The following is an 11115-nucleotide window of genomic DNA, read 5'->3' as shown; positions in this document are numbered from 1 at the left end:
AGTATGTGAAGGTGAAATTCGGGCGCACACTATCAACGGCCGAATCCGGAGCGGCGATGATCAAGCCAGGTGGTGCGCGGGAGGGTGCGGCGCTTTCGTCGGATTCCGCGGTGAAATCCAGCTGTTGACCGTTTTGTCGATATGTGTGGCGACTCATCGTCGTTGTCCACCGGGGTGTGGGCGTGACCTGCGGTAGACCGCGGCCGGGTGGACCGAAAGCGGGCCCGGGGGAGGCGTTCGCAAGGTGACGTCGTCGCGACCGAGCGTCATGTGATCACGTCCAAAAGTAGCTGCTGTACTTCTGCGCCGGGCCGTCGGCCGGGCCACCGCGTGCTATTTTCCCCGCGCCACGAAAAACTGACGGAGGGTGGACATGGCGAAAGTGGAGCCCCGGAGCCCGAATCGGGAAGTGAATCTCCGGCACGGTGGATACGCGTCCGACATGTGCCCGCGCTGCGGTCATGTGAGAAGCGGGAAAAAGCCGCAGCACAGCGTTCCGGAACTTGTCGACAGCAAGCAACTGAGGGACGCCGTCGGTGAGATCTACCACGCGATGCAGGCGGACAGGAAATTGACCCCGGACGCCGCCGTCATGCTCGGAGTGCTGGAAGCGCGAATAGGCGGGAACGAGTACTGCTTCGCTGCCTGCAGCAGCGGGCTCATCGACATCAGCCCGTACCTCAAGGCGATCACTTATCACAAGGGAGCCTGGCAAGCAGCGAAACCGGAGGTCCCCACTGTCGAACACAATCCGCTGAGGTGGAAGGGGCAGTGGAGGACTGTCAAGGGGGAGAAGGTGAACATCCCCTTGACGGCGAACGGCGTGGAGATACCGCGCATCGGCCAGACCTGCGCGGCCGTCAAGCTGCTGCTCGAACTGGGAAACCGCGTTGCGCAATCCGGAAAGCGGCGCGAGGTGGAATACGTCCGCATGAGCGAGCAGTACTACGTGGGCCCCGAGAACACCACCGCCTCACGCGAGTGGCACGGGAAGGGCGCGACCTGCTCATGGACGGCGCACTCGTGCGGCCCGTGCAACGTCCGCATCCCCTATCTGATCTGTGACGTCCCTTCCAACTGGATCGAGAATGCCTGAGCGCTCCACTGAGAGCGGGGCGGGACCACGATGGGCCTCGAAGGACTGGTAACGCGTCAGGCCCACCGACGCCGGACGGCCTGACGCGTTACCGGTCCCCAGGGGCGCGGTTCAGCGGCACAGGGCCGTGTCCACGACACCCTCCAGGCGTTTCACGGTTGCCTTGTCGGACGGCTGCATGGTCACCGCGACGTTGGCGGCGCGGCCGTCGTCGGTGGCGCCGCCCCGGGTCTCGTATCCCGTGGTGCTACCGCCGTGGCCCCAGTACACACCGGGCTCGCACGGCAGCGGCGTGCTCACGAGCCCCAGTCCGTAGCGGGCGCCGGAGCCGAAGGGGTGTCCCGCGGGGACGGTGGTGCGCATCTGGGCGAGCTGGGCCGCCGGGAGGAGCCGGCCGGCCAGGAGCGCGGTGTGGAACCGGTTGAGGTCGGAGGTGGTGGAGATCATCTGACCTGCCGCCCAGCCCCAGGAGGGGTCCAGTTCCGTGCCGTCGCGCAGAGGCGCACCTGCCTCCTCCTGGTAGTAGCCCTTGGGGTGGGGCTCCCGGATGGTCGCGTCACCGGGGGCGGGGAAGTAGGTGTGGCGCAGCCCGATGCGCTTGATGACGCGCCGGTCGATCTCCTCGGCGAGGGTGCCGTCGGTGACCTTCTGGACGATCAGGCCGGCCAGCACGTAGTTGGTGTTGCTGTACTCCCACTTCTTCCCGGGGGCGAAGCGGGCCTCGTGCTGGAGAGCGATGTCGAGGAGGTCGCGGGGCTCGTAGTACCGGACGTCGTCGCCGAGGTACGGGACATAGTCGGGAAGCCCGCTGGTGTGCTGCAGGAGCTGGCGGACGGTGATGCGGCGCCCGTCGATGCCCTTCCCGCGGACGAGACCCGGCAGGAAGGTGTCGACCCGGGCGTCGAGGCGGATCTTCCCCTCGCCGACCAGTTGCAGCACGACGACCGCGGTGAACGTCTTGGTGTTGCTGCCGATGCGCACCTGCCCGTCCCGGGGCACCTGCGCACCGGTGGCCAGGTCGCCGACACCTGCGGTGTAGGTACGGGTGCGGCCTTCACGGTCCTGGACGCTCGCCAGCGCGGCGGGCAGGCCGTCGGTGCGCACCAGCGCGTTCAGGTCCTGCTGGACGGTGTCGGGCTTCGCGGTGGCGGACGCCGCGGGCGGCACCAGGGCACCCACCGCCATGGCGCCGACGACCACCGCGACCGCCGCCGGCACGGCTCTACGCCGACCACCCCGCCGCCGCCCGGAAGAACGAAACCTCTGCCACGTCTGGTCACGCACGAGCCCACTCCTACGGAAGACATTGGGAAAATCGGGAAACCGGCGATATGCGCCGGGCCCAACGTTTCCGGATGCGACCGCCCGGGACGATCCTGCTACCCGCCCGGCTCCGGGTAGGGCTACCCCCCCGGCATCGACGGCCGGGGCGACGGGGCCGGACGACCGCCTCCGGTCCGCCACAAGGCGGCCGTCACCCGAATGGCTTACTCGATGTGCGGGGGCGACGCGGCCCTCGTACGGTCGTGGGTCCAGGTGTCCGCTCTGTCGAACATCTGATCCCCTCATGGAGGTCACCATGAACCGTCGAACCTACGCCCTCGCAGCAGCCCCCATAGCCCTGCTGATCGGCCTTGCCGCCCCGGCGGCCGCGGACGAACCGCAGCCGAACACGCCCAAGGTGCCGCGAGCGGTCTGCGACACGCCGGCCCACGACGCCGTCCTCACCGCCCAGGAAGGCATCGCGCTCAGGAAGTGCACCGACGCGAGGGTCGCCGTCAAGACCTGGCACTGGATGGGCAACTACGGATCGGTCTACGACGTGGCCAACGCGGCCAACGGCGGCGGAATCGGCGCCGGCGAGGTCATCACCCAGTACCTCAACGGCCTGTACCCGACGTTCATGTTCTACTGATCACCCTCAGCGGAACACGCTCGCCCCGGCGCCCCATCCCGCCTGACCGAGCAATGATCGCCAACCGCACGCCATCCCGGCGTGCGGTTTCGGCGGGGCTTGGCAACCTGAGGCACCTTCGCCGGCGGTCGGCTGACCGACCGGTGGGACGCCGACCAACTGAACGAGGGTCGGGCCATGCGTCAGTCCGCGCACGCGCGTGGGCCGGACAACGAAGCCCCTCTCCTGGTGGCAGGAGAGGGGCACGAGATCACTTCTTCCGGCGCTTGCGGGGCGCGGGTACGAGCGGTGCCTCGGTTTCGCGGGCGGCGGCGTAGAAGGGCGCCATTACCTCTTCGTACTGCTTGAGGGATTCGGGCCCCAGGTCAACCTCGAGCCACTTGGGCACCTGGATTTCCTTGATTTCCGTCACCGGGGAACCGTCTTCGTCCACCTCCCCCGTCAGGTCCTCCATTTCCTCGGTCACCGTTACGGCGAACTTGACCGTGGTCAGATTGTCGGTCACCTCGGGGGCCAGGTCGTCGAAGTCGATCCGCTGGACGTAAATCGGCGTCGTGATCGTCTGACCACCGACCTCGATCGTCTTTACCCCTTCTTCCACGCCGGGCTGACCCTTGTGGGATTCGTCTACCTCAATGAATTTGGTGCCCATGGATGGCGCCACTCCTTTTTGCTGGTGTGTGCGCAAAGTCTAGTGGAGCAGGGGCTGTTGACGCCAATTCAGAGGAGCGTCGGCCCGCCCTCTGGCGGGTGCGACCTGCCGCTGGCGGGCAAGTGTACAAACCGGGTGGGCGGGGAGGGGAGGAGCTCCCGGGAAACCGCTGGTAATGCGCCACCCGAGCTCTTTTCGTATTGGAGGGGCGGGTCGGCGGAGGCCGGTCGCTCTTCTCAAGAGCCGTACGGATTAATACCCTTTGGTGAGAACTGCGCCCTGTGGAAGTGAGTGCACCCGGGAAGGGCGGAGTTCGAGGAACAGGCAGGGCGGCTCTGAACGGCCCTACGATGTCGCGTACTTCGGAGCAACCGGTTTCGTGGGGAACTCGGAGCGCTGGTAGAGAAGCCACCTTGGGTGGCGCCGCTCGGCCCGAGCCCGGCGACAGCGCCGGGATGAGTGGAGCCGGCTTCGCGGTGGCGGTGGCGGCGGCGCTGGAAAGGGGTGGCCTCGATCGGGGCTGGACGGTCCTCCAGGCCGGTCCCCGTCTCCGGGAACGCCTGCCACCCCAACTCGCGTGCGGTCACGGCCCTGTGTGCCAGGGATCCGGGCAGCCCGTATGACCATCCGACTCGTCGTCGTGTTCGCGACCTCGACGACGCGGGCCCTACTCCAGGGCGTGTCCGGTGAGCCGAGTGACAACCCACCAGACAGACCCTGCCATGGCGCCGCGCGCCATGGCCGAATGACTCAGCTGGAGTGCGGTCGGTCGGTGCGGACCCACATCACCACAGTCATGATCGCGGTGAAGTACGCCGTGCCGGCCACATAAGCCACGTCCTGGACGTACTGCTCGTAGCCGTCCGCGCGCAACTGAAACGCGAAGGCCACAAGCGCAGTTCCGAGCACTGCGAGCCCAGCGGACAGGGCGCCAAATGGGACTTGTTTCATTCCATGTCCTCCCAACGGTGAAACGGCCTGGTCACCGCCTACTTTACGTGTGCGCCGTCCACGCTCCTCAAGCGCCTGGCACGACGTTTCGGAGCCGGGATCGATGCCGGTGCGACCCGGGTCATGTCCGCCTGGGTCTCCCCGCACCCATGGCGGCGATCCCGGGCCGCCGCCCAACACGGACACGTCACCGAGAGCCCCGGCTCCGGGATCAGGACTCGTGCCGCGGCTCTTCAGTCGGCTGCCATTCTTGGCGGAACGCGATGGGCGACTATCGCGCGCTGGACGCCCGGCCCGGCCTCGTCGATCGCGTGCACGAGTGCGACGTCGAGGTCCAGGCTCCTGGCCCCGAAGCCGGGCGTATCAGGGGCGGCGGCCAGCCGCCGGGAGAGAGCCAGAGCCAATCGGCTGTCCGCGCGATCGAGGTTACGACGGGACGCAGTCAACCGTCCCCGTGTCCCTGTGCCTCCCGGGCCCAGGGGTACGGATGAACCGACGGTCGCGGGGAGCGACGTCGCCGATCGGTCCGGCGGCGCGGAGGATGACGTCGAGAGCCCGGTCCGGGGAAGCGGTGTAGAGCCCGCTGGCCCACGCCGCGTTGGCCTCCACCACTGCCCAGTGTCTGTCGATCATGCCCACATCGACGACGATGGCGGAGGGCAGCGCTGTGCCGGCCTCGGTGAGCACGTCGTTGCCGAAGGCCCTCGCCGCGTCCGGCAGCGGTCCCGGTGCAAGCCGTCCTCCCTCGGCGTACCGGCTCCCTGTGTGCACTTTGCCGTCGAGGCAGTGGAGCCGGTATTCGGCTGTGAACTTCACCGTGTCGCTGACCAGCACCGGCGTCTCCCGCTCCACGGCATCCGGCCCGGGCAGACGTGACCCGTCGGCATAGACCATCGCCCGTATCCCCTTGTCGTTCGGGGACTTGACGAAAGCCGGACGCCGGAGGGAGTAGGCCTCGGCGATCGGCATGATCCGTATATCGCGTCGGGTGAGTTCCCACGGCAGCCCGGCCAGCCAGTCGCGTGGTGCTTCGAGTGGCGCGATGCCGTACGCCGACGCCACGACGTCCGCGAAGCGTGGGCCCGCGTGCAGGTGCTCGGCGCCGCCTCGGCCGTCGGGCAGCGTGAGCGACGTGAACTGCATCGTTCGCAGGCCGCGCCGGTGGGCCGCCTCGCGCACCGACTCGGCGGAGGCGGTGAGACGAGGAGGGAGGAGCATGGTTCTCATGGCAGAGGATCATGTCTCATCCGGTGGGCGACCGCGCGGGAAATCCCCTCGGCCTGATCCCGCGCTCGGGTCACTGTTCGAGATCACGCCATAAGGAACAAGCCAAGATCCCGGGGGTTTACCCCATGGCCGTGCTCCGACCACGGCGCATAGGCTCCCTTGGCGTCCCCCGTGAGGGGATCACCTGACGACCTCCTCTAGAACGGTGATAGTCCATGCGTGCGCGCCTTCGTCTGCTCACTGCCGTCGTGACGGCCGGAATTGCCATCAGCGGGATCAGCGCGTGCGGACTGGCCAGGAAGAACTTCGAGGATGACACCACGCTGTCGCAGAAGATCACCTCCGTGAGGCTGGAGAGCGGCTCCGGCGGGATCACCCTGCGCGGCAAGGAAGGCGCTGCCGAGGTGCGCCTGCACCGTTACGTGGAATACGGGGGAGACCGCCCGGACGGCGCGACGCACCGCGTCGAGAACGGAGTCCTGGTGCTCGGCGGCTGCACTGACGACTGCTCGGTGGCCTACACGGTCGACCTGCCGGCAGGCATTCCGGTGACGGGTGAGACGTCCAGCGGCGCGGTCGACCTGTCCAGGACCGGCGCAGTGAAGGTGAAGACCGGTTCCGGCGCCATCGATCTCAAAGACGTCGACGGGGCGGTCGACGTACAGGCCTCCAGCGGCGCGATCACCGGACAGGGGCTCAGGAGCGGGCCCATCGCCGCGACGACCGGCAGCGGAGCCATCGACCTGGCAGTGTCTGCGCCCCAGGACGTCCGAGCGGAAGCAGGCAGCGGCGCCGTCACCCTCACCGTGCCCGACGGCCGGTACCGCGTGGCAGCCAAGAGCGACAGCGGAGGCAAGGACATCGCCGTCACCGACGACCCGTCCGGCACGCACCGAATCGACCTGACCACCGGCAGCGGCGCCATCACCGTCAAACGCTCCTGACGAACAGCCTGACACGGACCGGGGGATGATCCAGCCGTTCGTCCGGATCGCGACAGCCGCCTACCGGTAGCCGGAGCACGTCAGGAGGGCGCTGGTGGTGCCCATGGGTTTGCTACCGGCGCCGGCATGCATCCGGCATCCGGCACCCGTGCGCCCGGGTAATCGGTAGAACGACCGATGTGCTGGAAAGATCTTGGAACCTACGTTTGGCCGCATGCAGACACTGAACACCCCCAAGACGATCGAGAGTGGCGACGCTCCTGAGATCACCCGCATCCTGGCCCGCGCGTTCGGGGACGACCCGATGATGCTGTGGCTCTTCCCTGGCGAAGATGGGCGCGAGGGCCGTCTCGCCCAGTGGTTCGACGTCCTGCTCACGCACAAGTACGGGCCCCTTGGCCACTGTGAACGCACCGACGAGGCAGCGGCCTTCTGGACGCCGCCCGGCACGGCCGAGCAGCACCCGGACGAGGAGACGCTGGCGCGCATCAACGGGCTGCTGGGCGAGCACGTGGCCCGGCTGGGAGAGATGCTGGAACTGGTCGGCGAAGCAACTCCCCGGGAACCGCACTGGTACCTGGCGGTGCTCGGCGCCGACCCGGCGGCCCAGGGCAGCGGCCACGGCGCTGCCCTGCTGCGTTCGGGCCTGGCCAAGGCGGACGCGGCCGGACTGCCGGCCCACCTCGAATCGTCGAAGCAGTCCAACATCGGTTTCTACGAGCGATTCGGGTTCACCGTGCGGGACGAGATCCACGTACCCGGGGGAGGCCCGACCCTCTGGTCGATGTGGCGGGAGGCCCGCGGAGACGTTCGCCAGTAGGCCAGTAAGCCAGTAGGCCAGGCCAGTAGGCCGGTCAGTTCCGTGTCGTGCCGTCGGCCTTGCGACGCAAGCGCCGGCGCCGGCGCTTGCGCACCAGTACCAGAGGGAGAGCGCCGGCGAAGGCCACCGCGGTGGGGGCGGCGACGGCCGCCTTGCCGATGCCCTTCTGGTCGAAGGTGGCGGGGACGGGCAGGGTGGCCCAGCGGTCGACGGGCCAGGCGATGACGATGGCGCGGCCCACCACGTCGTCCACGGGGACGAAGCCCGTGCCGTCCTCGTTGTGGTGGTAGAGGGAGTCCTGCGAGTCCTGCCGGTGGTCGCCCATCACCCACAGCCGGCCCTTGGGCACCGTGACCTTGAACCGGGCCTCCGGGTTCATGCCGCACGGGGTGTTGCCGGGGAAGACGTAGGGCTCGTCCAGCGGCTTGCCGTTGACCTGCAGCGGGCCGGTGCCCTTGCATTCGATGGTGTCGCCGGCGACGCCCACGACCCGCTTGATCAGGTCCTTCTCGTCGGCGGACGGCAACAGCCCGATGAAGCTCAGTGCCTTCTGCACCACGTTGGGCTCGGGCGTCGGATGGTCCTTCATCCACTGCCCCGGGTCGTGGAAGACGACGACCTCTCCGCGCTCGGGCTTCGAGCCGAACCACGGGGTCAGCTTGTCGACCAGGACCCGGTCACCCGGTTGCAGGGTGTTCTGCATGGAGTTCGAGGGGATCGAGAAGGCCTGCACCAGGAACGTCTTGATCAGCAGCGCCAGCACCAGCGCGACCACGATGAGCAGGGGCAGTTCCTTCCAGAACGACCGCTGCGCCTTCGCGGACCTTCCGGTCCCCCTCCATCTCCTCGTCCTCTCCGCCGGCTCCGTGGGCCCCTCACCCGGGCCGTCCTCTTCCGATCGCGAGCCGACCGCCACGTCCCCTGCATCCCCCACGTTCCCCACATCCCCTCCTCGCTCCGACCACCGCCCGCTCCGTCCGCGGTACGGGTCCCGGATCCCCTGGTCGAGTGGGGTGTCCGGTGATGTCACCTTATGCGAAGAGGAGTGACGGCCGTTCGGGAGCGCGTGCGAACCGTGTGTCCGTCAACGCGCCCTAGCGGGCCAGTTCGTTGTCGGCCGCCACCTCGCAGCTGGCGGCCGTGGACCGGCGTGCCGACAGGCCGAGCAGGCCGAGGACGGCGAGGGCGGCCAGCGAGGTGCCGGCCACCATCCACATCGCGGTCTGCATGCCGTGGGAGAAGACCTGGCCGTACACCTCGTCGATCTCCGGTCCGCTGAGGGAGGTGTGCTGCCGGAGCAGCACTATGGCGTGCTCCGGTTCGCCGACCACGGACTGCGTCCAGGGGCCGGTGGGCGCGTGGTGTTCGGCGAGTTCGGCATTCAGGGTGCGTTCGCCCTGAATGCGGTAGAGGTTGATGGCGGCCGCCAGCCCGATGGCTCCGCCGAGGTTGTGGAAGGTCCAGGAGGATCCGACGGCGAGCCCCGCCTGCCGCTCGGGCACGGCGGACAGCGCGGAGACGGTGGCCGGGCCGAGAATGAACGCCCAGCCGAGGCCCATCGCCACCAGCGCAAGAGCCAGGTATCCGATGGAGCTGTCGGGGGCGATCCGCGCGAGCATCAGGGCCGAGACCGTGAACGCGGCGAAGCCGGCGGCGAGGAGTTTCCTGGGTCCGTAGCGGTCGGTCAGCCGGCCGACGCCGGGGGAGAGCGCCGCCATGACGGCGGTGCACGACAGCAGCAGCGCACCGGTGGCGTAGCCGTCGTAGCTCCGTACGCCGCTGAGGTAGAGGGGCAGCAGGAACAGCACGGTGGCGTAGAAGCAGGCCAGGGCGAAGTCGGAGACGATGGCGCCGAGGAAGGCGCGGTGGCGGAAGAGCCGGAAGTCGATGATGGGGTCGGCCGCGCGGCGTTCGACGGCGTGGAAGGCGACGAGCGCGGCCGCCGCGAAGGCCAGCAGGCCCAGGGTGGCTGCGCTGGACCAGCCCCAGTGGTCGCCGAGGGTGAAGGCGAGGACCACGGCGGGGATGCCCAGGCTGATGAGTACGAGCCCGGGCCGGTCCAGACCGGGGGCGTCGTGGTCGCGGGACTCCTTGACGCTGAAGGAGCACAGGATCAGGGCGACGGCGATGAGGGGGACGTTCAGCCAGAACACCCAGTGCCAGCCGACGGCGGAGACGATGACTCCGCCGAGCAGCGGGCCGACGGCCAGGCCCAGGCCGTTGACGCCGTAGAGGGCGCCGATGGCGCGGCCGCGCTGCGACCGGGGGAAGGCGTTCTGGACGATGGCGCCAGTGGAGGTGTAGAGGACGGCTCCCGCGGCGCCTTGGAGGAACCGGAAGGCGATGAGCCAGCCGGTGCCCGGGGCGAGTCCGGCGCCGAGGGAGGCCAGGGCGAAGACGACGGTTCCGGTGTAGAGGACGCGACGCCGGCCGTAGGTGTCAGCCAGCCGCCCCATCGTCACCATGAACATCGACAGGGCGACGATGAACATGTTGACGATGAGCTGGAGGTCGGTCACGGAGGCGCCGAGATCGGCCTGGATCTGGGGGGCGGCGGTATTGACGATGGTGAGGTCGATGCAGCCGAGGAAGCTGATGAGGCTGACACCGGTGAATGCCCACCACTTGCGGTCGGTCGATGCTGTCACGGTGATGTTCCCCTACACCGGGTCGATGGGCGGTTTCAGATGATGTCCTGGGCGGTGGCGGCCCGTTTCTTGAACTTCAGGGAGAGCCATTCCGCCTTGCCGGGATATGCGTCCTCGACGAACAGCCGGCGGGTCTCCGCCATGGCCATCGTCATGGGCTGCGGATAAATCACATAGTCGTATCCGCGGTGTGCCCAGGTCGGCATGATGACGGGGCATTCCTCGATGAGGTAGGACAGGCAATTCCGGGACGCCGCGGCGATGTCCGCTTCCGGGTCGCGGGCCGTGAGACGGTCGAGGAACTTGCCGACGGTGCGGAGCAGGGCCTGCCGGTAGCGCGGGTCGTGCTCGTAGGCATCCTCGATGTGCTTGCGGAACTGCGGGTAGACCGGGTCGCGCAGTGCCTCGTCCCAGCGGAGGACATCGCTGATCGCGGAGATCCGCGCGAGCGTCTTCTCGTTGCGCTGCAGCCACTCGTCCCCCGCCCTGAGCGCGCGGTCGTAAGCGTCCTGCCGGGAAAGCCCGAGATAGTTGGTGCGCTGCAGGGTATCAGCCACGGCAATCGTCAGCTGCTGAAACCCGCCGCGTCGGATGAGTTCCACTGTGGCGCGGAGTTTGTCTCCCTCGTGATAGCGCTGGCCCACGCTCACCAGCAGGACGGCCCGTTTCCCGGCGAGAGCGAGCGACTTGCCCCTCTCCCCGAAACTCGCCTTGCTGCGACCGTCGAGGACATAGGAGTGCTGGACGAGGCCTGTGCGGCTTTGTCCACTGAGACCGTTGATGCCGGCCGTGTCGTGGGAGCCGTCGGCGCCGACGAATTCGTTGATGTCGTGGCCGATGCTTTTGACGTCGTTGTCCACCG

The 11115-nt window shown here is 68.3% G+C and carries 12 protein-coding genes; 4 read left to right on the top strand and 8 right to left on the bottom strand.

The window, feature by feature from the left end; genetic code table 11:
- The first annotated feature begins 373 nt into the window (after positions 1 to 373).
- Positions 374 to 1096: a hypothetical protein gene (locus tag ACFPP6_RS09915; protein ID WP_382039191.1), complete on the top strand. Its 723-nt coding sequence runs from the start codon at positions 374 to 376 to the stop codon at positions 1094 to 1096.
- 111 nt (positions 1097 to 1207) lie between these two features.
- Here ACFPP6_RS09915 and ACFPP6_RS09910 read toward each other — a convergent pair whose 3' ends face one another.
- Positions 1208 to 2314, bottom strand: coding sequence for a serine hydrolase domain-containing protein (locus tag ACFPP6_RS09910; protein ID WP_382039189.1), 1107 nt, complete (start codon positions 2312 to 2314; stop codon positions 1208 to 1210).
- A 361-nt stretch (positions 2315 to 2675) separates the two neighbouring features.
- Between ACFPP6_RS09910 and ACFPP6_RS09905 the strand changes: the two genes are divergently transcribed.
- Complete coding sequence (locus tag ACFPP6_RS09905; protein ID WP_382039187.1) at positions 2676 to 3011, top strand: hypothetical protein; 336 nt, start codon at positions 2676 to 2678, stop codon at positions 3009 to 3011.
- Positions 3012 to 3261: 250 nt separating this feature from the next.
- Here the strand turns inward: ACFPP6_RS09905 and ACFPP6_RS09900 are convergent, their stop codons facing one another.
- The 4 genes from ACFPP6_RS09900 to ACFPP6_RS09885 form a co-directional block, all read right to left on the bottom strand.
- A complete protein-coding gene (locus ACFPP6_RS09900; protein WP_382039185.1) occupies positions 3262 to 3663 on the bottom strand; it encodes a hypothetical protein in 402 nt (133 codons plus the stop codon).
- A 750-nt stretch (positions 3664 to 4413) separates the two neighbouring features.
- Entirely contained in the window at positions 4414 to 4554 is a 141-nt protein-coding gene (locus ACFPP6_RS09895; protein ID WP_382039184.1) for an SCO3870 family protein, read from the bottom strand.
- Positions 4555 to 4847: 293 nt separating this feature from the next.
- Positions 4848 to 5018, bottom strand: coding sequence for a hypothetical protein (locus tag ACFPP6_RS09890; protein ID WP_382039182.1), 171 nt, complete (start codon positions 5016 to 5018; stop codon positions 4848 to 4850).
- 22 nt (positions 5019 to 5040) lie between these two features.
- Positions 5041 to 5841: an ATP-grasp domain-containing protein gene (locus ACFPP6_RS09885; protein ID WP_382039180.1), complete on the bottom strand. Its 801-nt coding sequence runs from the start codon at positions 5839 to 5841 to the stop codon at positions 5041 to 5043.
- A 248-nt stretch (positions 5842 to 6089) separates the two neighbouring features.
- Here ACFPP6_RS09885 and ACFPP6_RS09880 point away from each other — a divergent pair, with 248 nt between their 5' ends.
- Both ACFPP6_RS09880 and ACFPP6_RS09875 read left to right on the top strand, forming a co-directional pair.
- Complete coding sequence (locus ACFPP6_RS09880; RefSeq protein WP_382039178.1) at positions 6090 to 6785, top strand: DUF4097 family beta strand repeat-containing protein; 696 nt, start codon at positions 6090 to 6092, stop codon at positions 6783 to 6785.
- 214 nt (positions 6786 to 6999) lie between these two features.
- Entirely contained in the window at positions 7000 to 7605 is a 606-nt protein-coding gene (locus tag ACFPP6_RS09875; protein ID WP_382039176.1) for a GNAT family N-acetyltransferase, read from the top strand.
- Between the two features lie 34 nt (positions 7606 to 7639).
- Here ACFPP6_RS09875 and lepB read toward each other — a convergent pair whose 3' ends face one another.
- From lepB to ACFPP6_RS09860, 3 genes are all read right to left on the bottom strand, one after another.
- Positions 7640 to 8548 carry a signal peptidase I gene (gene lepB, locus ACFPP6_RS09870; RefSeq protein WP_382039174.1) on the bottom strand — a complete coding sequence of 303 codons (909 nt, stop codon included), beginning with the start codon at positions 8546 to 8548 and terminating at the stop codon, positions 7640 to 7642.
- A 151-nt stretch (positions 8549 to 8699) separates the two neighbouring features.
- Entirely contained in the window at positions 8700 to 10253 is a 1554-nt protein-coding gene (locus tag ACFPP6_RS09865) for an MFS transporter (RefSeq protein WP_382039172.1), read from the bottom strand.
- A gap of 35 nt (positions 10254 to 10288) precedes the next feature.
- On the bottom strand, positions 10289 to 11113 hold the full coding sequence (locus ACFPP6_RS09860) for a tRNA-dependent cyclodipeptide synthase (RefSeq protein ID WP_382039171.1): 825 nt from the start codon (positions 11111 to 11113) through the stop codon (positions 10289 to 10291).
- Positions 11114 to 11115 lie beyond the last annotated feature (2 nt).

This window comes from Streptomyces aureoversilis, from assembly GCF_042657885.1.
GTDB classification, from domain to species: domain Bacteria; phylum Actinomycetota; class Actinomycetes; order Streptomycetales; family Streptomycetaceae; genus Streptomyces; species Streptomyces aureoversilis.
The sequence above is the reverse complement of the archived record's forward strand: the minus strand, read 5'-3'. Positions and strand labels throughout refer to the sequence as shown.

Coding starts and splice junctions, on each gene's coding strand:
- ACFPP6_RS09915 (WP_382039191.1), top strand. CDS start 374: ATGGCGAAAGTGGAGCCCCGGAGCCCGAATCGGGAAGTGAATCTCCGG.
- ACFPP6_RS09905 (WP_382039187.1), top strand. CDS start 2,676: ATGAACCGTCGAACCTACGCCCTCGCAGCAGCCCCCATAGCCCTGCTG.
- ACFPP6_RS09900 (WP_382039185.1), bottom strand. CDS start 3,663: ATGGGCACCAAATTCATTGAGGTAGACGAATCCCACAAGGGTCAGCCC.
- ACFPP6_RS09885 (WP_382039180.1), bottom strand. CDS start 5,841: ATGAGAACCATGCTCCTCCCTCCTCGTCTCACCGCCTCCGCCGAGTCG.
- ACFPP6_RS09875 (WP_382039176.1), top strand. CDS start 7,000: ATGCAGACACTGAACACCCCCAAGACGATCGAGAGTGGCGACGCTCCT.